Origin of the sequence: Rhodanobacter thiooxydans LCS2 (genome assembly GCF_000264375.1) — a bacterium.
Classification (GTDB): domain Bacteria; phylum Pseudomonadota; class Gammaproteobacteria; order Xanthomonadales; family Rhodanobacteraceae; genus Rhodanobacter; species Rhodanobacter thiooxydans.
Window position 1 is genome coordinate 1 of the sequence record NZ_AJXW01000009.1, and the last position, 22,732, is coordinate 22,732.

The window sequence follows — 22,732 nt, forward strand, 5'->3', positions numbered from 1 at the left end:
CCCCTGCAAGCAGGGGAGGGGGCCTCGATCGCGGGCGCCCTCTTTTCCGGTCAAGTGGCGTAAGCCATTCGGCCGTCCATACGTCCAAACGGATAGCCCGCAAAACCATTTGCAATTCTAATGCCGCGGCGCAACACTGGCCGAATGCCCATCACTCAATAGCGAACCCCCGTGACCCCGCCCAACCCCGCGCCGCTCTCCGCGGACGCCCCCTGGATCGTGATGAAGTTCGGCGGCACCAGTGTCGCCACGCTTCCCCGCTGGCAGAACATCCGCGAACTGGTCGCCAGCCGCCGCGCCGAAGGCGCGCGCGTGCTGGTGGTGGTTTCCGCGCTGACCGGCGTTACCGACGCGTTGAAACAGCTGTGCGGCGAGGGCGAGCAGGACAAGCGCAAGGCGGCGGCCGGCGCGATCGCGCAACGCCACTATGACCTGCTCGAGCACATGCAGCTGGCGCTGCCCGACACGCTCGGCTCGCGCCTGTCCGAGCTGGCCGGGCTGGCCGCCAATGGCCCGGCTCCGCGCGGTGAACTGGCCTGGCAGGCGCAGGTGCAGGCGCACGGCGAGCTGATGTCCAGCGCGCTCGGCGCGGCGTTCCTCAGCCACAGCGGCCTGCCCACGCAGTGGCTGGACGCGCGCGAATGCCTGGCGGCGGTCGCGTTGCCGAACCAGAACGAGCGCACCCGGCTGCTGTCGGCGATGGTCGAGGCGAAGCCCGACGCGGCCTTGAATGCGCGCCTGGCCGCGCTGGGCGAGGTCTTCATCACCCAGGGCTTCATCGCGCGTGAACAGCACGGCCGCACTGTGCTGCTCGGCCGCGGTGGCTCGGATACCTCGGCCGCGTACTTCGGCGCCCTGCTGAAGGCGCAGCGGGTGGAGATCTGGACCGACGTGGCCGGCATGTTCACTGCCAACCCGCGCCAGGTGCCGGGCGCGCGCCTGCTGCAGCGGCTGGATTACGAGGAGGCGCAGGAAATCGCCTCCACCGGCGCCAAGGTGCTGCACCCGCGCTGCCTGTCGCCGCTGCGCGAGCCGCGCGTGCCGCTGCTGATCAAGGACACCAACCATCCCGAACTCGAAGGCACGGTGATCGGCCCGGAGGTGCGCGCGCACGCGCCGAGCGTCAAGGCGATCAGCGCACGCAAGGGCATCACTCTGGTGTCGATGGAATCGGTGGGCATGTGGCAGCAGGTCGGCTTCCTCGCCGACGTGTTTGCCCATTTCAAGACACACGGCCTGTCGGTGGACCTGATCGGCTCGGCCGAGACCAACGTCACTGTATCGCTCGACCCCACCGAGAACCTGCTCGACTCCGACGCGATCGCCGCGCTCGCCAGCGACCTGGCCAAGGTGTGCCGGGTCAAGGTGATCGCGCCGTGCGCGGCGATCACCCTGGTCGGCCGCGGCATGCGCTCGCTGCTGCACACCTTGTCCGGCGTGCTGGCCGAGTTCGGGCAGCTGCGCGTGCACATGATTTCGCAATCGTCGAACAATCTGAACCTCACCTTCGTGGTGGACGAGGAAGTGGTCGATGTGCTGCTGCCGCACCTGCACGACCTGCTGATCGGTGCCGGCGCGCTGCGCACCGACGACAGCGCGTTGTTCGGCCCCAGCTGGCAGATGCTGTATGGCGGCGGCGAAGTCGTTCCCTCCGTGCCGGCGTGGTGGCGCGTGGCGCAGCGCCCGCGCCTGCTGGAACTGGCCGCCGAGACCACGCCGCGCTACGTCTACCACCTGCCCACGGTGCGCCAGCAGGCGCGCGAGCTGAAGTCGCTGGCGGCAGTGGACCGGCTGCACTACGCGGTGAAGGCGAACACCCATCCGGCGATCCTGCGGGCGCTGGCGGCGGAGGGGTTCGCGTTCGAGTGCGTGTCGCCGGGTGAATTGAAAGCGGTCGGGGAGGTGGTGGCGGAGTCGGTGCCGCTGCTGTTCACGCCGAACTTCGCGCCGCGAGAGGACTATGTCTACGCGCTGGGCACCCGCGCTACCGTCACGCTCGACGCGCTGCATCCGCTGCAGCATTGGGGCGAGTTGTTTCGCGGCCGCGAGATCGTGCTGCGGGTGGACCTGGGCCGCGGCCTGGGCCACCACGAGAAGGTGCGCACCGGCGGCAGCGGCAGCAAGTTCGGCCTGCCGCTGGATCAGCTCCCGTTATTCCTGCAGCTGGCCGAGACGCATGGCGTCAGCGTGCGCGGCCTGCACGCGCACCTGGGTTCTGGCGTGCTCGATGCCGCGCATTGGGGCGAGGTGTACGCGCAGCTCGCCAGCCTGGCCGAGCGCATCGCCAGCGTGGTGTTCCTCAACATCGGCGGCGGTCTCGGCGTGCCTGCGCATCCGGGCGAGGCGCCGCTGGACATCGCCGCGCTCGACCGTGCGCTGCGCGAGGTCAAGGCGGTCTATCCGCAGTACCAGCTGTGGATGGAGCCGGGCCGCTATCTGGTGGCCGACGCCGGCGTGCTGCTGACGCGGGTGACCCAGCAGAAGGACAAGGGCGGTTTCCGCTATCTCGGCGTGGATACCGGCATGAACAGCCTGATCCGTCCCGCGCTGTACGACGCCTGGCACAAGATCGTCAACCTGAGCCGGCTCGGCGAACCGGCCACGGCGCTGTATCAGGTGGTCGGCCCGATCTGCGAGAGCGGCGACGTGCTGGGCACCGACCGCCGCCTGCAGGAGGCGCAGGAGGGCGATGTGATCCTGATCGCGCAGGCCGGCGCTTATGGCAAGGTGATGTCCTCGCGCTACAACCTGCGCGACGAGGCTGACGAAGTGGTGATCGAAGCCTGATCCGGGGTTCGCCTGTCCGGGGGTGCAGGCGGGCGAAAGTCGCGGGATCGTCGTTTGTCCCGCCCCTTGCCCGCCGAAAGCCATCGGACTGGCGCCGCCCGAAGCTAGAATCAGCCTGTTCGCTCCGGTGATGCGGGCGATGGAGAAAGATGTGAGCAATGCGATCCAGCCGCGCCTGACCCGGGTATTCCGCTTCGTGCGCTGCAGCTACGCCGACGGCGTGGCCGAGTTGGCGTACGCGTTCGACGATGGCGAGGAACTGGTCGAGCGCATCCGCTTTCCGAATGCGCCGGCCGTGCCGGCCGCGCGCGCGGCGGCGTTCGACGCCGCCTTGAAGCTGCTGCATCTGATCGCCGGCGTCAGCTACTACAAGGCCGGCGTACCGCCGCGGATCGAACTGGCCAGCGGCCCGCTCGACGACGCCACTGCCGAGCTGCTGGATCAGCTGTACCTGCATGGCCTGGCCGAGTTCGCCTACCGCAATGGGCTGGATTTGCGTGGTCGGATCGCGTTCCCTCGGGGTGGCAGTGCGCCCTCGGTCGGCGCGCTCGATCTGCCCGGGCGCACCCTGGTGCCGATCGGCGGCGGCAAGGATTCGTTGGTCGCGGTGGAGGCGATCAAGTCCATCGGCGGCGAGGCGACCGCGGTGTGGGTGGGCAGCTCCGCGCTGATCGCCGGCTGCGCCGAGCGCACCGGTCTGCCCACCTTGAACATGCAGCGCGAGCTGGCGTCCGGCCTGTTCGAACTGAACCGGCTGGGCGCGTGGAACGGGCATATCCCGGTGACCGCGGTGAACTCGGCGATCCTTGTCCTCGCCGCGATCCTGTACGGCTACGACTCGATCGCCTTCGCCAACGAGCGCTCCGCCTCGGCCGCCACGCTGGAGTACGACGGCCAGCAGGTGAACCACCAGTGGAGCAAGAGCCTCGCGTTCGAGACCTTGCTGGGCGACTGGCTGCACACCCACGTGGCCGCCGATCTCGACTACTGCTCGCTGCTGCGGCCGTACTCGGAGCTGGCGATCACCCGCGCGTTCGCCAAGCTGACGCCGTACTTCGACGTGTTCTCCAGCTGCAACCGCAACTTCAAGCTGCTCGGCCCGAAGCCGGTCGATCGCTGGTGCGGGCAGTGCCCGAAGTGCCACTTCGTGTTCCTCGCGCTGGCGCCGTTCCTGCCCAAGCCGCGGCTGCTGGCGATCTTCGGCCGCAACCTGCTCGACGATGAAGGCCTGGCCGCCGGCTTCGATGCGCTTCTGGAATACCAGGACCACAAGCCGTTCGAATGCGTGGGCGAGGGCGCCGAAGCGCGCGCCGCGATGTACGCGCTGAGCCAGCGGCCGGAATGGCAGGAGGACGCGCTGGTCGCACGCTTCCGCAGCGAGATCCTGCCCCAGCTCGATGTGGCGCAACTGGCGCTGGAGCCGTGGCTTGAACCGTCGCCCGAACATCGCGTGCCGCCGCGCCTGCAACCCGCACTGGCGGCGATCGGCGGATGAACCACGGCATGTTTTCCGTAGGAGCCCGCTCGCGGGCGATGCTCTTTCGAGGCAAGCAGAAGCCAGGAGCATCGCCCGCAAGCGGGCTCCTACCGGGGGACTTCCGTGCGTATCGCTGAACTAGCCGATCGCCACGTCGCGATCTGGGGTTTCGGCCGCGAAGGCCATGCCGTGATCAAGGCGCTGCGCTCGCAACTGCCGGCGCAAGCCCTGACCCTGTTCTGCCGCGCCGCCGAAGTCGAGGACGCGCGCGCGTTCGACCCCACGCTGGAGATCGTTGCCGACGAACCGGATGCCGCGGCGCTGGCCCGCTTCGACGTGGTGGTGAAATCGCCCGGCATCTCGGCCTACAAGCCGGCCCTGCTGGCTGCGCAGGCGCAGGGCACGAGGTTCACCTCCGGCACCGCGCTATGGTTCGGCGAGAACCCCGACGCGCGGGTGATCGCGGTGACCGGCACCAAGGGCAAAAGCACCACCAGCGCGCTGATCGCGCATCTGGCGCGGTCCTCGGGCGTGCGCACTGCGCTGGCCGGCAACATCGGCCTGCCGCTGCTGGAGCTGCTTGGCCAGCGCGCGGATCTGTGGGTGATCGAGCTGTCCAGCTTCCAGACCGGCGAAGCCGGGCCGCTGGAGCTGGGCGTGGTCACCAGCCTGTACGAGGAACACCTCGACTGGCACGGCTCGCGCGAGCGCTACGTGGCCGACAAGCTGAAGCTGGCCGACGCCGCGCGCACGCTGCTGGTCAACGGCCTGCAGCCGAACCTGCTGCAGCACACCGCCGCGCATCCGCATCGCCTGCTGTTCGGCGTGCCCGAGTGCTGGCACGTGGCGGACGGCACGATCCGCCGCGGCGCGCAGGCGGTGTTCGACATCGCACAACTTGTCGCACCGGGTCTGCACAACGCACTCAACGCCTGCGCTGCGCTGGAAGCGCTGGAGGCGATCGGCATGGACGCGCTCGCCGCCGCACCGGCGCTGGCTACCTTCCGTCCGCTGCCGCATCGCCTGCAGCCGCTGGGCGAACACGATGGCTGGCACTGGGTCAACGACTCGATCAGCACCACGCCGCTGGCCACGCTGGCGGCACTGGAAAGCCTGCACGGCCGCACGGTGACCGTGCTGGTCGGCGGCCACGACCGCGGCCTCGACTGGACGCCGTTCGTCGAAGCGATGCGCGCCGCACCAGCGCACGCGATCGTCTGCATGGGCGCCAACGGCGCACGCATCGAGGCGGCGCTGCGCAAGGCCGGAACAGCTTGCCCGGTCGTGCGCGTCGCTGACCTAGCCGGCGCCGTCGCCGTGGCGACGACGCATGCTCCGCGTGGCGGCGTCATCCTGCTGTCGCCGGGCGCACCGAGCTTCGACCAGTTCACGGACTACGCTGAGCGTGGCCGCCGCTTCGCCACGCTAGCCGGGTTCGATTCTTCCGGTATTGTCAGTATTGATGGGTTGGGTATCGAAGGAACGCCGCGCGACTGAATCGTCTGCGAGAACTGGGTCGTTGGCGACATGACCGATGTCTGTAACGGTAGGAATGCACTCTGTGCATGATGCTCTTGCTGCATTCAATCGCGAAGAGCGGTCGATCGCCTGCGGCGACCGAGTCACTTCTCTCTTGCGTGGGCTTGTATGGACATCGTATATCTCGACCAAAATAAGTGGATCGAGTTGGCGCGAGTGCAGAGCGGCGCCATCGATTCAGGACCGATAGCTGAGCTGTACAGCCAGCTAGTTTCGGCAGTGGAGTTGGGCCAAGTACTTTTCCCGTTATCGGCTTCCCACGTTCTTGAGACGTCCAAACGAAACGATCCTATCAGTCGTGGTCACTTGGCTGAGACACAGGCGCGACTGAGTCGTGGCCATGCGTATAGGAGCAGGAAAGGCCGTCTGAAGATTGAAATCCGCAACGCACTCCTTCGCCTCTTTGGAGAAGCACCGCCAGAGGCATCATCGCATTGGATGATCGCGCCTAGTTTTTTGCAGGCCTTCGAGTCAATGGATGAGCTCATTGCACTCCCGGAAGAACTACATCGGCTAAAGCTGGTCGACGCTCCCGAGTGTTCCGCTGCGCTGTACGTCGACTTTATGAAGAACCAAGATGATATGCGTCGGAGAGTCGCACATGCCGGTCTTGCTGAACATGCGGTCAACCTCTTGGCTCGCTTTGAGGAGCGGCGCGCCAGGTTGACTGGAGAATCGGTTGACTTGCGTCGTCGTGCTTATTCAGTCCAATTGTTTATGGAACATCAGGATATGTTCATCCGGATATTGCATAAGCTTGGCTACTCATTTGAGCAACTCAGCGCGATCCGTAGCCGCGCCGTCAAAGCACTGATCGAAGATGTCCCGACACTCAACGTTGAAGCGGAGATGGTGGCTCGACTTGAATCCCAAACAGGTGTTCTTAAACCGAACGATCTATTCGACATTCAGTCCTTTTATACGGCGGTGCCGTACTCTTCTCGTGTAATCGCAGAGAAAGCGTCGATCTCTCGCGCTCAACAAGCAAAGTTGGATGTGAAGTATTCGGTAGTGCTCTCGCGATCATTGCATGACCTCTTGAACTTCTATCCACGAAGCCAAGATTGAACTGTCATGCCTATGGGAAAGCGACATGAAGGTACGTGAAAGCGGCATGCCCGACGAGGCGCAGTGGGCCAGCTTCTTCGACGGTGAGGCAGCTGTCGGGAAGCTGTTCGGTGCGGCGCAAGTGCAGGGCGACGTGATCGAGTTTGGCTGCGGCTATGGCTTGTTCACGGTGCCTGCCGCGCGGCGCACCAGCGGACTGGTCACTGCGCTGGACATCGAGCCGGAGATGATCGCCGAGGTGCGCGGGAAGGCGGCGGGACTCGGGCTGACCAACATCCGGGCCGAACTGCGGGACTTCATGGCGGACGGTGCGGACGTGGCTGCCGGTTCGCAAGCGCATGCAATGATTTTCAACCTGCTGCACCTGGCGCAGCCGCAGGACCTGCTGCGGGAGGCTCACCGAACCCTGCAGGATGCCGGGGTGCTTTCGGTGATGCACTGGCGCAGCGACATCCCGACTCCGCGCGGCCCGCCGCTGGCGATACGTCCGACGCTGGAGCAGTGCCGGCAATGGATGGTCGACGCCGGATTCCGCGACATCGAATCAGCTGATCTGCAGGATTGTTGTCCGTTTCATTTCGGCCTGACTGGCCGGCGCTGACACGCGATGTTGAAAGAGTGTTTCGGCCGGCTTCAGCGCGCGTAGCGCGCCCGCGGCTCGTTCACGCGCTTCTTGCCGCCGAGCTTGATGTGCTGGCGCAGCCAGGTGGCGAACCCGGTTTCGGACAGGCTGCCTTCGGCAAGGGCAATCATGGCGACGTATTTTTCTTCGTCACTGGCGACGAGGTCGGCGTCGTTGAGTGAAAGGAAGACGCGGTAGCAGACATGCGCCGTGCGCTTGTTGCCATCGACGAACGGGTGGTTGCGTGCCAGCCCGAAGGCGAGGCTGGCAGCAAGGTCGGCAAGGTCCGGCGGTGGGTCGCCGTAGGCGTGCGATTGCCTGGGACGCGCAAGGGCTGAATCCAGCAAATTGTCGTCGCGCACGCCGATGCCGCCGCCGTGTTCCGCCAGCTGGCGTTCGTGGATGGCGATGGCGAGCGGCCTTTCGATCCAGACGATCATGGCCTCTACCTATTGCGCCAGCTTGTGCAAAACGTTGCGATCCTTGCGCATGACCTCCTCAGCCACCTCCATCTGCTTGGCCAGGGTAGGGTCGTAGGTGGTGAGGCGGATGCCGTCGGGGGTTTCCAGCGCGAACAGTTCGTCGCCTTTTTCCAGGCGCAGGCGGGCCAGCAGTTCGCGCGGCAGGATGACGCCGGCGGAGTTGCCGATGGTGGTGATCTTGAGCTTCATGGCGGTCTCCGGCATTGGTTATAACGCATGTTATACGCGACAATGGCGTGGGCGCAACGCAGTCATATCGCGGTCCATGCTCCTGCTGGCCGCATGGACTGCCCGCCCAGACGTGAAAGGGAGAACATGGAGACTGATCATCCCGTGCTCCACGCAAAAGGGCCGCACCTGCGTGCGGCCCTTCGTTTTTCAACAGCGGTAAACGCCTACCAGATCTTCACCCGATCCTTCGGCGCCAGGTAAAGCTTCTCGCCCGGCTTCACGTCGAACGCGGGGTACCACTGATCCAGGTTGCGCACGGTCTGCGCGCGGAAGTCGGCGGGAGCGTGCACGTCGGTGGCGAGGCGCTGGCGCAGGGCGGCGTCGCGGATCTTCGAGCGCCAGGCCTGGCCGTAGGCGAGGAAGAAGCGCTGGTCGCCGCTGAGGCCGTCGATCACCGGGGCCAGCTTGCCGCCGAGCGACTTGTGATAGGCCAGCCAGGCGATGGTCAGGCCGGAGACGTCGGCGATGTTCTCGCCCAGGGTCTGCTCGCCGTTGACGTGCAGGCCGGGCAGCGCCTCGTACTGGTCGAACTGCTTCGCCAGTTGCTGGCCGGCGGCCTTGAAGTGGGCCAGGTCTTCCGGCGTCCACCAGTTCGCCAGGCGGCCTTCGGCGTCGAACTCCGCGCCCATGTTGTCGAAGCTGTGGCTGATCTCGTGGCCGATGATGGCGCCGATCGCGCCGTAGTTGGCGGCGGCATCGGCATGCGGGTCGAAGAACGGCGGCTGCAGGATCGCGGCGGGAAAGTTCAGCGCGTTCTGCAGCGGCAGGTTCAGCGCGTTGACGGTCTGCGGGGTCATCCACCATTCGCCCTTGTCGACACGCTGGCCGAGCTTGGCGCGCTGGTGTTCGTACTCGAATTTTTCCGCACGCAGGTGGTTGCCGAGTGAGTCGTCGGCACGGATCTGCAGTGAGCCGTAGTCGCGCCAGGTATCCGGGTAGCCAACGCCGACGCGCAGGGTGGCGAGTTTGGCCTTGGCTTTTTCGCGCGTGGCCGGGGTCATCCAGCTCAGCGTGTCGATGCGGTCGTTGAAGGCAGCGATCAGGTTCTTCACCAGCTGCTCGATTTCCGCCTTGGACGACGCCGGGAAGTAGTGCTTGACGTAGAGCTGGCCCACCGCGTCACCAAGGTCGCCGCTGGTGGCGCCGACCGCACGCTTCCAGCGCGGCTGCTGCTGCGGCGTGCCCTGCAGGGTGCGGCCGTAGAAGTCGAAGCTGAGGTCGGCATAGGCCTTCGGCAGCAGGCCGGCGCTCTGGTTGATGGTGTGGAAGAGCAGCAGGTCCTTCCACGCAGGCAGCGGTTCACTGGCGACCAGTGCCGACAGGCCGGTCACCGCATTCGGCTGCCAGGTGTCGATCTGCTGCTGGTCGTCCAGGCCGGCGGCCTTGAAGTAGCTGGCCCAGTCGAGGCCCGGCGCCTTCTGTGCGAAGTCGGCCATGCGCCAGAGGTTGTTGGCCTTGTGGATATCCTGGCTGTCGAGCAGGTCGGTCTGCGCCTGCGCGATCTTCGTCTCCAGATCGAGGATGGTTTTCGCCTTGGCCGCCGCATCGGCGATGTCGGCCTGCTTCAGCAGGGCGCCGATGTAGGTCAGGTACTTGCCGCGCGTTGCCAGCATGTGCGGGTCGCTGGACAGGTAGTAGTCGCGGCTGGGCATGCCCAGGCCGCCCTGCAGCAGGTAGGCGATGTTGTGCGAGGGATCTTCCAGCCCCTGCGTCACGAACAGGCCGAACAGATTCTGGGTGTGGAAATGGGTGGCGTTGATCGGGTCGACGTCGGCGCGCAGGCGGCTGCCCAGCATGCGGGCGAGATCCTCGCGCGAGGCGATCGCGTCGACCTGCGCCAGCTCCGTCTTGAGCGGCGCCAGACCATGCTGCTCGATGGTGGCGGTGTCCATCCAGGCGGCGTAGTAGTCGGCGATCCTGCGCGCGTTGCTGCCGGCGGCAGGATGGCCGGCGCCTGCATCGCGGATCAGCTCGGCGGTGTTCTTCTCGGCCTGCTCGAACACTTTGAGGAAGGTGCCGGTGCTGGAGCGGTCGGCGGGAATCTGCGCCGTCTTCAGCCAGCCACCATTGGCGTAGCGGAAGAAATCGTCGCCCGGCTTCACGCCGTGGTCGATGCCGGCCAGGTCGATGCCGACGGGCGAGGTGGTCGGCGTGGCCGCCCATGCGGTTGGACTGCACAGGATCGCGGCACCAAGAATCCATCGCATGTGTTGCATGAGCGTGTCGCCTCCGTTGAAAGGAATGCTTCACCATAGCCCCCGTCCGAGGGTCCGGGGGCATGACTTATGGGCTATGACGGAAGTCGGTGAGCTTCCACGCTGGCGGGCGCGGCCTGCGCCGGCATGCGGCAAAGCGGCACCAGTAGCAGTGCAGCGATGAACATCCATGCCATCAGCCGAAACACGTCGTCGAACGCCAGCGTCGTTGCCGCACGCGATACCAGCTGGCCCAGCTCGCTCCGTGCCATCAGCAGCGCATGCGCGGAATCACTGGTGAACTGGCCGATCCGCGCGGCCAGTTGCGCCACCACGTCGGGCGCGTTGCGACCGGCCTCGCCCAGGCTTTCGCCGAAGTGGGCGACGTGGACGCGTGTCTCGTCCGTCAGCCAGGTGTTGACCACCGCGATGCCGATCGCGCCGCCGAGGTTGCGCATCAGGTTGAACAGGCCCGAGGCGTAGCGCAGCTCGGCCATCGCGAAGCCGTTCAGCGCCATGTTCACGCTTGGCACGATGCACAGCATCGTCGCGAAACCGCGCAGCGCCTGCGGCCAGAACAGCGTGGCGAAACCCCACTGCGGCGTCATTGCCGAGAACAGCCACAGGCTGGCGGCGAACAGCAGCAGACCGACACTGATCGTCCAGCGCGCGTCGACCCGTTGCGACAGCCGGGCCGCCACCACCGTGCCGAAGATCTGCGCGATGCCGGTGACGAACACGGTGGTGCCGATCTGCAGGCTGTTGTAGCCGCGCACACGGCCGAGGAACACCGGCATCAGGTAGGTCGATGCATACAACCCGAAGCCGATCACCAGGCTGAAGACGCAGGCGAACACGAAACTGGAATGGCGGAACGGCGACAGCTTGACGATTGGCCCGGACGAACGCAGCGAACGCTCCAGGAACAGCGCGAAACCGACCAGCGACAGCCAGGCTGCGGTGGCGATCGTCGGGTCGCCCAGCCACTCGTGGCGCGGACCTTCCTCCAGCACGTATTCGAGGCCACCGAGGAACATCGCCATCGCGGCCAGGTGCACATAATCGATCTTCTTCAGCATCGCCAGGTTCGGCCGGTCGACCCGGACCAGCAGGATCGACAGCACGGTGACCACGATGCCCGGCACGATGTTGATGTAGAAGATCGAGCGCCAGCCGACCGCCTCGGTGAGCCAGCCGCCCACGGTCGGCCCCAGTGTCGGCGCCAGCACCGAGACCATGCCGAGGATCGCCGGGATCAGCGCGCGCTGCGGCCCGGTGAACAATGCGAAGCCGGTGGCGAACACGGTCGGCACCATCGCGCCGCCGACGAAACCCTGGATCACCCGGAACGCGGTCATCGAGTGGATGTCCCACGCCATCCCGCACAGCGCGCTAGTCAGGGTGAACAGACCGGCCGACAGTGCGTACAGCCAGCGTGTCGACAATGCCTGCGCCAGGAACGCGGCTAACGGGATCATCACCAGTTCGGCCATCAAGTAACCGGTCTGCACCCAGCTGATCTCGTCCGGCCCGGCCGACAGTCCTGCCTGGACCTCGTTGAGCGAGGCGGCCACGATCTGGATGTCGATAAGCGCCATGAACATGCCGAACGCCATCACGCCAAAGATCAGGAATTTGCGCGGCAACGACAGATCGGCCGGGGCGGCGCTCGATGATCGCCCAGCTGATCGGCGCGCTGTCGCTGGCGCGCATCGAGCTGGATGTGAAGCATTCGGACGCGATCCTCACGGCCTCGCGCAAGCAGCTGAAACAGCGACTCGGCCTGGAGGCGCCGCAGCCATGAGCGCCGACGGTGCCCCAGGCGTTCCCGCCGTCGTGCCGACGGCACCGCGTGCGCCGTGGTCGCGCCGTCCCGTGTCAGTGGCGGCCGTGGCGTTGCTGGTCGCAGTCGCTGGCGCGTTGTGGATCGCCGCACCCAAGCGCAGCGTCTCCACCGACAATGCCTACCTGCAGGCCGACAGCTCGGTGGTTGCGCCGAAAGTGCGTGGCCTGGTCGCCGAAGTGCTGGTGAGGCATGACCAGCACGAGCATCGCGGTGACCCGCTGGTGCGCATCGACGCGGAGGAGTTCGACGCGCGGGTCGCTTCGGCCGCCGCCGAGTTGCAGAACGCGCTATCCGGTGTCGCTGCGGCAAACGCTGCCCTGGTGGCGCTGGATGCGGAGGAAAAGCTGGCGGCGTCGAACGTGCACGCGGCGCGGACCTCGATCCGCTCGGCCGAGGCGCAGCAGTCGCTGGCCGAAGCCGACCGCAAACGCTTCGACGCCTTGATTGCCAGCGGCGCGGTGGCCCGCCGCGACGCCGAGCAATACCGCACCGCCGCGGTCACCGCACAGGCGAATGCCGAACACAGCCGCGCCGAATTCGCGGTCAGTCGCGGCCAGGCATCGGTGATACGGGCAAAACGGCTGACCCTGCAAGCGAACCTGGCACAGGCCGAAGCGGCGGTGGCCAATGCGAAAGCCGCGCTCGACCTGGCGCGGCAGGATCAGACCAACACCCTGGTACGCGCGCCGATCGACGGCGTGGTCGGCGATCGCCAGGTCGAGCCCGGCGACTACGTGAAGCCCGGCTCGCGCCTGCTCACCGTGGTGCCGCTGGATGCGCTGTACGTGATCGCGAACTTCAAGGAAACCCAGACCGCGCGCATGGTGGTCGGCCAGGACGCCCGCGTGGACGTCGACGCGCTGCCCGGCCAGACCCTGCACGGCCACGTCGAGAGTTTCGCACCGGGTTCCGGCTCGCAGTTCTCGCTGCTGCCGTTCGAGCCGGGCACCGGCAACTTCACCAAGATCGTGCAGCGGGTGCCGGTACGCATCCGCTTCGATCCGGGCCAGGCCGCGCTGGCGCGGCTGCGGCCTGGCTTGTCCAGCACGGTCACCGTGAAGCTGATCGCCTCGCCTTCCATGCAAGCGGCGCGCTGAATACGCGCGACACCCGCCATCACCCGCAAGAAACGGATGGGCGGCGCGGCTTGCCGCCACCAGAGTCGCATTCCCACTTCCGCGTGGGCGCTCACCAACGGCTTGCGCAACGAGCTGCGCGGGCAGGGCACCAGGTCGTAGCCGTGCATGCGGGCTACATCGGCGCCGACATGGTGAAGAGCGTCGAGGCGCCGAAGGCGAAACCGCAGGACATCGCATAGGCAGTGCTGGCCGGCATCGAGGGGGACGCTTCGGAAGTGCTGGCGGACGACACCGCGAGCCACGTCAAGGCAGGCTTCAGCGCCACCCCCGTCGCTGTATCTCGGAATCGCCGGCCGATCATTTCTCGATGCGGTAGTTGAGGCTGGCGCGGCTGAACAAGGTGGCCTGTTGCGCCTCCAAGTGCCAGCGCTTGCTGAGGCGGTAGCGCAAGGTGATCACCTCGCCCGGCTCGAACAGGCCCACGCCGTAGCTGAGGTACAGCCGCGGTGACAGGTACTTGCCCACGGTGAATGCCGAGCTGCCGCCGAGCGCCGCATTGCTGGACACGCCGACGTCGTCCAGGCCGATCTTCGCGCCGATGCTCTTGGCCAGCAGGTCGCCGGCGGCTGAGCCGAGCGCCTGCGCGGCGGCACCGACCATGTCGCCTTCGCCGCCTTTCACCTGCGACAGCGGCTTGCCGGTGACCAGGTAGGACAGCGCGTCGGACTGCTCCATCGCGGGGTTGGAGAACACGGTAAGGACCGGTCGCTGCGCGGTGCCCGCGACCAGCAGGCCGACCTCCTGGCCTTCGTCGATGGTCGCGTTCGGGTTGAGCTTGCGCACGGCGCGGATGTTCAGCCCCGGGTTGTCGATTGGCGTGCCGGCGAACAGCAGCTGGCCGCGCTGGATATGCAGGCTCTGGCCGTAGGCCTTGTAGGTGCCGTCGACGGCGAGCTGGCCCTGCCCGGTGGTGGCACGGCCGGGGCGTTCCACGACGGTCAGCGTACCGCTGACGTGACCGTCCAGGCCCATGCCGACGACGTGCGCCTTGTGGCCGAGATCGACCTTGACCATGGCGCTTACCGACAGCTTGCTGGCGGTCTCTTGCGGCTGCTTGTCATCGACCACCACGACGTCGGACGAATGCTGGGTGGCGCCGGTACCGAGTAATTTTTCGGCGTTGATGTCGGCACTGTCGATGCTGAGCGCACCGCTGACGTCGATGCCGGTGGCGTCCTGCTTCACGATGAGGTCAGGCGAGAGCACCACCCGGGCGGCAGGGATGTCGACGGCGCTGAACTGGCTGCCCTTGAGCGTGAGGTTCGCCCGGGTCTCGCTGCCGAGGACAGCGCTGCCCTCGATCGCCACGCTGCCCTTGCCCGATCGCACGCTGCCGCGGATCAGCAACTGCCGCGCGTCGGTGGTGCTGAGCGTGAGCTGGCCCTCGCTCAGCTTGAGTCCGGCCGAGGGTACTTCGGCGGCGAAGCCGCGCACGTTCGCCTGGCCGGTGACCGTGGGTTGTTTCAGCGTGCCGGCGAAACGGAAGTTGCCGTCGACGCCGCCCTTGACGCCGGCCACCGCGCTGCTGAACAGCTCGACGAAGGCGAGGCTGTTCAGCCGCAGGTCGAGCTGGCCGCCCAGCGCCTGCTGCGCGCCGCTGAGGGTGACCAGGCCGTCGATGCGGCCGCCGTTGTCGAGTCCGCCGTGCACTGTGATGCGCTGGGCGGCAGGCGCAAGATCGGCGCCCACGCGCAACTGGTCGTAGCGCAGCAGCGGCTCTTCGGCGCGGTCGGTGTAGCTGACGCTGCCTTGCGCGGAACTGAGCGAGGCGTTGCCGCTGAGCGCACCGGCGGCGCTGCGACGGATCCGGCCGCCGCCTTCCAGGCTACCCTCGGCGCGGATCGGCAGGTCGGCATCGCCGGCCGCATTCAACAGCAGCGCCAGCGGCAGCGCCTGCAGTCGATAACTGGCATCGAGATTGCCCGGCTTGTCCAGTTTCGCGGTCACGCACAACTGTGGATCGCCGGCCGTCAGGCACAGCTCGGACAGGCTCATCGCGCCGTCGTTGTAGCGCAGTTGCGACGGTTGCCGCAGACGCCAGCCGGGCATGCCCTGCGGTTCGAGGTCGAAGGTGGACAGCGTGCCGTTCCAGGCCGGGCCCTTCAGCGCGCCGTGCAGCGCGAGCCGGCCGGAGAGCTGGCTGCCGCGCGCGTCGAGCGTCAGTCGATGATTGCCCTGGCTGCCCTCGGCCAGCAGGTCGAGCTGCTGGAACAGCAGGCCCTGCAGATGGGTGCCACGGGTCTGCAGGTCGAGCTTGCCGGCCGGATGGCTGATGTCGGGAATGCCCACGATCAGCCGCAGCGTATCCGCCTTCTGCTGCCGCCAGGCCAGTGTCTGGCCGCGCAGCTGGCCGTTGATGGCCAGCTTTGGCGGTCGGCCGCGGATGTTGAAATGGCCGTCCAGACGGCCGCCGGCATCCGGCAGCCAGTCGTCCAGCGAGGCGATCGCCAGTTGCAGGTCGGCATCGTTGCTGGCGCCGGGGCGGGCATCCAGCTTCACCGTGCTGCCACCGGAGGCGAGGTCGAGCTGACCGTCGACCACCTCGCCGGGCGACAGGTGCAGCTTGCCGTGGCCGCTGACCGCACGTTCGCGCAGCTTGCCGGCCAGCTGGCGGATTTCCAGCGTGGCGTCGGGGCCGTTCTTCGGCAGGCTGCCGCTGCTGGCGATGGCGAAATCCAGTGCGCCGTTCCATCCGGCGAACAGCTGGCCGGGGTCGAACTTGTCGGCGGTGGCTTCGGCCTGCCACGCCAGGGCCGGCTGCAGGGTCAGCGTGCCACGGGCTTGCAGGACGCCTTGCGCCTGCTTCAGCGCCAGCGTGTGCAGGGTGAGCAGCTGCGGCGTGCCGTCGAGATTCAGCGCCAGTTTCGCCAGCTTGCCCGGCGGGCCGATGTCGATGTCGCCTTCGGCATGGTACGCGTCGACACTGCCGCCGGCTTTCAGCACGCCGCGGCTGGCCAGCACCTGGCCGGCCAGGTCCGCCGGCAGCAGCAGGTCGCTCCAGCGGATGTCCAGCGTGGCGCTGAGCGGCTTGGCGGCAAGTTGCACGGTGCCATTGGCTTCCATACTGCCCTTGATCCGCGGCGAACCCAGCTTGAGCTGCTGCAGGGTCAGCGCATGGAAGCCGTCGCTGAACCGCGCGCGCAGCGGTTGCAGCAGCAACGGGTAGTCGTTGAGATCGAGCTGGCCGTCGAGCGTGCCGCCGTGGCGGTCGCCATGGCCTTGCACGGCAATCGCCAGCGCCTTCAGCGAACTGTCGCCGAGCAGCGGTTTCGGGTCGAAGCGCGGCGCGTCGAGCTGGCCGGTCCAGGCGTAGTCGCCGGACTGGCTCAGGTCCACCTGCAGTCGGGCCACGGCCGGTGCCGTGAGCCTGAGGTCGAGTTGCGCCTGTTTGCCGTCGCTGTGCGCATCCAGGCTGCCGGCGTAACCGGTGCCGCCGATGTTCCAGGCGAAGGCGGCCTTGCCCTTGCCCTGGTAACGCGTGCCGATCGCCAACGTGCCATCCAGATTGGCGTGGCCGGCGGGCGCCTGCAGCACGAGCTGGCGCAGTTCGATGCCGCGGTCGCTCCAGCGGCCGCCGAGGTCGAGTCGGCTGGAGGCGAACAGCGTCTGGCCGTCCTGCGTCACCTTCAGCGTGCCCACGTGCGCGCGATCGAGGATCAGCTCGATCGGCGGGCGCAGCGAGAAGCTGCCGGAGCTGGCGGTGCCGTCGGCGGCAGACTTGGGCAGGGCCACCTCGACGCCATCGGCGTCCAGCGCGAGCACATGCAGGCGTTTGGCCAGCAAAGGCCAGAAGCGCAGATCCAGATGCGCCTTCGCCACGGTCACCACGGTGCCGTTGCCGTTGTCGTAGCGTACGCCGGCCAGCTCCAGCGGGCCGATCAGCCGGCCAAGCGCCTGCTGCACCTGCAGCGCGCCGTTGGTAGCGGACTGGGCCCGCGCCAGCGCGAAGCGCAGCCCGGAACCGGTGCCGAGCACCCACCACAGCACCACCGCCAGAACCAGCAGCAGCGCGGCAAACGCGATGGCGATGCGCTTGAACCAGTTCATGTCGCCAGCTTCCTCCGTTCGTCTCCAAACCGCACCGACTACAGGTCCGGCCCGATCACCAGATGCAGCCGGATGCCGTGCGCGCGGTCGTCATGGATCGGCGTGCCCAGGTCCACGCGGATCATGCCCACCGGCGAGCGCCAGCGCAGGCCCACGCCAGTGCCGACCTTCGGCCGGAAGTCGGTGCCGCTGAACGCGTTGCCGGCGTCGACGAAGGCGGCCATGCCCCAGTTGCGCGTGAAGTAGTGCTCGACCTCGGCGCTGGCGACCAGCAGGTGGTGACCGCCGATCACGCGGCCGGCACTGTTGCGCGGGCCGATCGCCTGGTAGCCGTAGCCGCGCACCGAGCGGTCGCCGCCGGCAAAGAAGCGCAGTTGCGGCGGGAGCGCCGCAAAGTCGTCGGTCCAGGTCACGCCAGCGCTGCCGCGCAGGATCAACCGGTCGCGCTGGCGCGTGCCGAACGCGCGGATCCACTTCGCGTCGGCGGTCAGTTCGCTGAAGCTGGTGTCGGACAGCAGGCCGCCGGCGGTGCTGCGCGCGGCCACGCTGAGCAGCCAGCCACGATGCACGAAGTCGATGTTGTCGGCCTGCTTGCGCGTCAGCGCGGCCTCGCCGAACACCAGTGTGCTGTGCCCGTGCTCGACGCCGGGCGCGTTGTCCGGCTCACCGCCGCGCTTGCCCACGGTGAAGGTGCCGGACAGTACGTGCACGCCCAGCGTGCGGGTCCAGCCGTGCCACTGGCGAGTCTCGTTGCCGACCAGCTCCAGCGTGCGCGACTGCGAGGTGGCGGTGTTCGCGTCGCGGAAGTTCGCACCGACGTTGTAGCTGCGCTGGTTGTCGCCGGGCATCGGGATCGAGTACAGCGTGGACAGCGTCTTCAGCTTCTGCGCCACCACCAGTTCGTTCTTCCACTTGTGCCCGCGCCGGTTGACCCAGCGCCGCTCCATCGCGCCGCGCATGCCGAAGCCAGTGTCGGTGCCGATGAACGGACCGCCGGTGTAGACGGTGCGCTTGGCCGGCGCCAGCTGCACGCTGACGTCGACCACGCCGCGCTTCGCCTGGTCCACGTCCGGCTGCACGTTGACCACCGCGAAATAGTCCGCGCCGTTCAGCGCCTGCTGCAGTTCCAGCAACTGGGCCTGCGAGAAGTAGTCGCCGGACTTGAACGGCACGTAGCGGTCAAGAAAGCCGTCCCTGAACTGCGAGCCGTCGAAGTGCACCTGGCCGTAGCGGTAACGCGGACCGACCTGCCACGCCAGCTTGATCGCCGCGCTGTGGTCGGCGCGGGTCACTTCGACCCGATGGGTGAGCAGGCGCGCGTCGAGGAAGCCGGTGGCGGTGAGCTGGGCGCTGAGCGCGTCGCGCGCCGCGTCGTAGGCACCGTGGTCCAGCGGCTCGCCCTTGAGCTGTTCGAGCGCGCGCTTCGCGTGAAGGACCGGGGGCAGGGTGGCCGCCGCCTGGTCCAGTGTCACCTCGACGGAGGTGACCTTGACCGGCTCGCTCGTCTGCACGTGCAAGGTCACCCGCCAGTCCTTGCCGACCTGCTGCAGGTCGCCGGTGACGGTCGCGTCGTAGTAACCGTATGGCTCCAGCGCAGACTTCACCTGGCCGGGCGCGCGCTCGTACAGGCGCCGCGCCTGGGCGGCGCTGACGTCGCGAGTGGCGTATTGCGAGAGCTCCACGCCGGCGACTGCCGCTGCCTTCAGCGGGTCCGCGATGCCGTCCACCGCCAGCTGCACCCCGGCATGGGCCTGCGGTGCCAGCAGCAACAGCAACAGGAGGCTCGGGCGTCGGCAGAGACGGCGCATGCGTGGGGTGCCATTCTCGGCGTGTGCTTGGATGAAGGGAGCTTACCCAACTTCCCGTGGGCTTCGTATGAAGCCCGGTCGTCGCCCCGAGCAGGGCGGAACGACAGCCGGATCGGCCGCTATCGCCGAGGCGATATCAGCCGGCCTTGTCGCCCGCCTTGTGCGCGATCCACGCGCCGATCACCGCCGACACGTACGGGATCGACTGCGCGGCGAGGATGAACATCCACAAGGTGCCTTCGATGTAGCGCGTGCCGTAGCCCAGCGCCATGCCGACGATGCACAGTGTCAGCGCCACCGCCATCAGCAGTTCCTCGCGTACCGGCGCGAACGCGGCGAAGCCGCTGCCGCCCAGGCGCCGGCTCTTGGCGGTGACCACGAACGAGGTTTTCTTGCGGGTCAGCCCGTGCAGGATGCCGCGCGCGATGGCGTGGCTGAGGCCCATGCTGGCCAGCGAGGCCATCAGCGTGTCGTACCAGCTGCAAGGCACGCGGGCGCGGTACAGCACGATGCCGAAGATTGCCTTGGCGAAGAAGAAGCCGATCACCGGGATCAGGAACAGCTGCATCGGCAGGCTGAAGTATTGCGGGAAGGCGATCATGCCCGCGGTCCAGAACAGCGCCATCAGGGTGAAGATCAGGTGCAGCGCGTCGGCGAACCAGCTGAACCAGCCGGTGAGGAAGTGGAAGCGCTGGCCGGCCGAGAGCGGGCCTTTCTGCGTCATCCACTGCCAGCGGCCCTTGAGGATCTGCATGGCGCCGAACGCCCAGCGGTAGCGCTGGCTCTTGTACGCCTTGAAGTCGGCCGGGGTGAGGCCCTTGCCCATCAGCTCGTCGACGTAGACCAGCTCGTAGCCGGCGTGCATCAGGCGCAGGCCGAGCTCGGCGTCCTCGCAGATGGTCCACTCCGACCAGCCCCCGGTGCCTTCCAGTGCGCTACGGCGGACCATCGTCATGGTGCCGTGCTGGATGATCGCGTTGCGCTCGTTGCGATGGTGCATGCCGATGCGGAAGAAGCCGTCGAACTCCCACGCGGTCATGCGGCGGAAGCGGTTATGCTCGAAATCGCGGTGCGACTGCGGGCACTGCACCACCGCCACCTTCGGGTCGTGGAAGTGGCCGGTGAGGGTGGCCAGCCAGTCCGGCCGCACCACGTAGTCGGCGTCGATCACCGCCACCACGTCAGCCTCCGGCGCAGTCTCCTTCAGGCCGAAGTTCAGCGCGCCGGCCTTGAAGCCGGGCCACGGCTCCAGGTGGAAGAAGCGGAAGCGCTTGCCCAGCTTCTCGCAATAGGCCTGCACCGGCTGCCACACTGCCGGGTCCTTGGTGTTGTTGTCGATCACCAGCACTTCGAAGTTGGCGTAGTCCAGTGCGGCCAGCGAATCCAGCGTGACCTGCACCATCTCCGGCGGCTCGTTGTAGCAGGCCAGGTGGATCGACACGAACGGCTGCTTCTCCGGCGGGTCGGGCGTGAGCATGCCGGCATGGCGAAGCCAGTCGCGCCGCCACAGCACCTCGGTGAACTCGAAGCCGTTGATCAGCAGGATAGCGAGGATGGCGATCTGCGCCGGGAACAGCAGCGTGAGCATGGTCCAGTCGACCCAGCTCAGGTAGAAGTTGAACGGCAGCGTGGCCGACCACACGATCAGGCCGCAGGCGAGCTGGATCAGCGCGGCGAAGAAGAACCGCCCCATCAGCTTGAAGCGGCTGAAGCGGCGCGCGAACAGGATCATCGGCAGCAGCGCCAGCAGGCTCGCCGCGATCGCCTTCCACGGCCACGAGGTGTCCTCGACCACCGGGCCGGTCAGCGGGAACTTCAGTTGGCGGTCGGCGTTGAACATGCCCCAGTACGCACCGGTGCGACCCTCGCCGAGGTTCTCCTTCCACGGCTGGTCGAACGCTTCCATCAGGTAGTAGTCGATGTGCTCCGCCTTGGCTGCGTTCATCCAGTCGCGGATGAAGATCGCCTCGTTGGAGACCGACGGGTCGGCGTACTCGTGGCGGTCGCCGTTCGACGGCCAGCCGATTTCGCCGACCACCACCGGCTTGTCCGGGTAGCGCTGGCGAATCTGCTGGTAGGCGCCGAGCGCCTGATCCAGCGCCGGATGGGGGTTGCCGGAAGGGCCGCTGACCGGCACGCCGTTCCAGAACGGGAACAGGTGGATGGTGATGAAGTCCACGTGCTGCACCAGCTCGGGATACTTCAGCCAGATGTAATCCGGCTCGGCGATCGACACCGGCTGGTGCACGGCCGCGCGCACGCGGTCCAGGTACAGCATCATCTGCTCGGGCGGCAGGTCGTTGCGGAACAGCACCTCGTTGCCCACGATGACCCGGGTGACGGTGTCCGGGTAGGCGCGCGCCTTGGCGATCAGCAGGTCGATCTCGCGCTCGTTGTTGTCCAGCCGCTTGTCGATCTCCGCACCGGCCATCACCTTCAGCCCTTCGGCCTGCGCCAGCCGGTACAACTGCGGGTTCTGCCGCATGGTGTAGGTGCGGATGTGGTCGGTGTAGCGGTGCAGTAGCTTGAGGTCGGCGGCGATCTCGTCGTCGCTGGGGTAATCCTGCTTGAACGGGCTCTGGTAGCGCTGGAACACCGACAGCGCGTAGCCGCCGACCTTGCCGTGCCAGTCCTCCGGCCCGCGCGGGTAGTTACCCCACCACCACAGCCCGATGTTCATCGCGGCCACGATCAGGGCGAGCACGATCGCCGTGAGCAGCGGATACCGGCTGTTGTGGTTTGCTGCGGTGGCGCTCAAAAAAATCCCCGGAGGAAGCCTGCGCAACAGGCGGTAGAGCCCGAGGAGCTTAACCAATCCATGCCATCGGGCTCAATAAAGCGCGCCGGCTGCGGTCAGCGCAAGGTCAGGAGCGCAGCGCGCCAGGAGGCGGCCGAGACGGAAACGGCGCCCTCCCTGGGAAGGCGCCGTCGGTTCCGGGTGAATCGCCGGAAGTTCTACTTCAGCAGCGAACGCAGCATCCAGGCGGTCTTTTCGTGTTCCTTCAGACGCCCGGTGACCATGTCGGCGGTGCCGTCGTCGCCGGCGGCGTTGGCGGCCTTGAGCGTGTCGCGCGCGGTGGCGGCGGCGATCTCATGGCCTTCGACCAGCTGGCCCACCATCGCCTTCCATTCCGGCACGCCGGCTTCTTCCTTGATCGCGCTGAGCTTGGCGAACTGGCTGTACGAGCCGGGGGCGAACACGTCCAGCGTGCGGATGCGCTCGGCCACCTCGTCGGCGGCCAGCCACAGTTCGTTGTACTGGGTCTCGAACATGGTGTGCAGGCTGTTGAACTGCGGGCCGGTGACGTTCCAGTGGAAGCTGTGGGTCTTCAGGTACAGCGAGTAGGTGTCGGCCAGCAGCCGGGACAGGTGCCTGGCGACCGCCTCGCGATCCTTCCTGGCGATACCGATGGAAATGGCCATGTGCTGCTCCTTCCTGTGGTGAGTCGATGGACCAACCGTAGCGGGTCGCTGCCCGCGGGTGAAATGAA

At 67.2% G+C, this 22,732-nt stretch carries 15 protein-coding genes; 7 read left to right on the forward strand and 8 right to left on the reverse strand.

Annotated features, from left to right (window positions below):
* The first annotated feature begins 171 nt into the window (after positions 1-171).
* From UUA_RS02220 to UUA_RS02240, 5 genes are all read left to right on the forward strand, one after another.
* Complete coding sequence (locus tag UUA_RS02220; protein ID WP_268793781.1) at positions 172-2,787, forward strand: bifunctional aspartate kinase/diaminopimelate decarboxylase; 2,616 nt, start codon at positions 172-174, stop codon at positions 2,785-2,787.
* Positions 2,788-2,926: 139 nt separating this feature from the next.
* Positions 2,927-4,282: a UDP-N-acetyl-alpha-D-muramoyl-L-alanyl-L-glutamate epimerase gene (murL, locus tag UUA_RS02225; RefSeq protein ID WP_425476871.1), complete on the forward strand. Its 1,356-nt coding sequence runs from the start codon at positions 2,927-2,929 to the stop codon at positions 4,280-4,282.
* A 105-nt stretch (positions 4,283-4,387) separates the two neighbouring features.
* Positions 4,388-5,761, forward strand: a complete 1,374-nt coding sequence (gene murD / locus UUA_RS02230; RefSeq protein WP_008433892.1) for a UDP-N-acetylmuramoyl-L-alanine--D-glutamate ligase — start codon at positions 4,388-4,390, stop codon at positions 5,759-5,761.
* A gap of 150 nt (positions 5,762-5,911) precedes the next feature.
* Positions 5,912-6,871 (forward strand): hypothetical protein, encoded by a 960-nt coding sequence (locus tag UUA_RS02235; RefSeq protein ID WP_153022844.1) that lies wholly within the window; start codon positions 5,912-5,914, stop codon positions 6,869-6,871.
* Between the two features lie 46 nt (positions 6,872-6,917).
* A complete protein-coding gene (locus UUA_RS02240; RefSeq protein WP_235605860.1) occupies positions 6,918-7,472 on the forward strand; it encodes a class I SAM-dependent methyltransferase in 555 nt (184 codons plus the stop codon).
* A 32-nt stretch (positions 7,473-7,504) separates the two neighbouring features.
* On the opposite strand, the gene UUA_RS02245 is transcribed toward UUA_RS02240, so the two are convergent.
* The 4 genes from UUA_RS02245 to UUA_RS02260 form a co-directional block, all read right to left on the reverse strand.
* The gene (locus tag UUA_RS02245) at positions 7,505-7,933 is read right to left on the reverse strand and encodes a type II toxin-antitoxin system death-on-curing family toxin (RefSeq protein WP_008433895.1); all 429 of its coding nucleotides are present in this window, start codon (positions 7,931-7,933) and stop codon (positions 7,505-7,507) included.
* Between the two features lie 9 nt (positions 7,934-7,942).
* On the reverse strand, positions 7,943-8,164 hold the full coding sequence (locus UUA_RS02250; RefSeq protein ID WP_008433897.1) for an AbrB/MazE/SpoVT family DNA-binding domain-containing protein: 222 nt from the start codon (positions 8,162-8,164) through the stop codon (positions 7,943-7,945).
* Between the two features lie 206 nt (positions 8,165-8,370).
* Positions 8,371-10,422, reverse strand: a complete 2,052-nt coding sequence (locus tag UUA_RS02255) for a M13 family metallopeptidase (RefSeq protein WP_039953427.1) — start codon at positions 10,420-10,422, stop codon at positions 8,371-8,373.
* Positions 10,423-10,496: 74 nt separating this feature from the next.
* The gene (locus UUA_RS02260) at positions 10,497-12,047 is read right to left on the reverse strand and encodes a DHA2 family efflux MFS transporter permease subunit (RefSeq protein WP_008433901.1); all 1,551 of its coding nucleotides are present in this window, start codon (positions 12,045-12,047) and stop codon (positions 10,497-10,499) included.
* Positions 12,048-12,073: 26 nt separating this feature from the next.
* Between UUA_RS02260 and UUA_RS20180 the strand changes: the two genes are divergently transcribed.
* Together UUA_RS20180 and UUA_RS02265 are read left to right on the forward strand one after the other, a co-directional pair.
* Complete coding sequence (locus tag UUA_RS20180; protein ID WP_268793784.1) at positions 12,074-12,205, forward strand: hypothetical protein; 132 nt, start codon at positions 12,074-12,076, stop codon at positions 12,203-12,205.
* Positions 12,202-13,344: an HlyD family secretion protein gene (locus tag UUA_RS02265; RefSeq protein ID WP_008433903.1), complete on the forward strand. Its 1,143-nt coding sequence runs from the start codon at positions 12,202-12,204 to the stop codon at positions 13,342-13,344. Before UUA_RS20180 ends, UUA_RS02265 begins: the two co-directional genes overlap by 4 nt.
* A gap of 339 nt (positions 13,345-13,683) precedes the next feature.
* On the opposite strand, the gene UUA_RS02275 is transcribed toward UUA_RS02265, so the two are convergent.
* The 4 genes from UUA_RS02275 to UUA_RS02290 all read right to left on the reverse strand — a co-directional run bounded on the left by UUA_RS02275 (position 13,684) and on the right by UUA_RS02290 (position 22,664).
* Positions 13,684-17,433: a translocation/assembly module TamB domain-containing protein gene (locus UUA_RS02275; RefSeq protein ID WP_008433907.1), complete on the reverse strand. Its 3,750-nt coding sequence runs from the start codon at positions 17,431-17,433 to the stop codon at positions 13,684-13,686.
* 38 nt (positions 17,434-17,471) lie between these two features.
* Entirely contained in the window at positions 17,472-19,241 is a 1,770-nt protein-coding gene (locus UUA_RS02280) for an autotransporter assembly complex protein TamA (RefSeq protein ID WP_039953430.1), read from the reverse strand.
* Positions 19,242-19,377: 136 nt separating this feature from the next.
* The gene (locus UUA_RS02285) at positions 19,378-21,999 is read right to left on the reverse strand and encodes a glycosyltransferase family 2 protein (RefSeq protein WP_008433910.1); all 2,622 of its coding nucleotides are present in this window, start codon (positions 21,997-21,999) and stop codon (positions 19,378-19,380) included.
* A 197-nt stretch (positions 22,000-22,196) separates the two neighbouring features.
* On the reverse strand, positions 22,197-22,664 hold the full coding sequence (locus tag UUA_RS02290) for a Dps family protein (protein WP_008433913.1): 468 nt from the start codon (positions 22,662-22,664) through the stop codon (positions 22,197-22,199).
* Between the last annotated feature and the right edge of the window lie 68 nt (positions 22,665-22,732).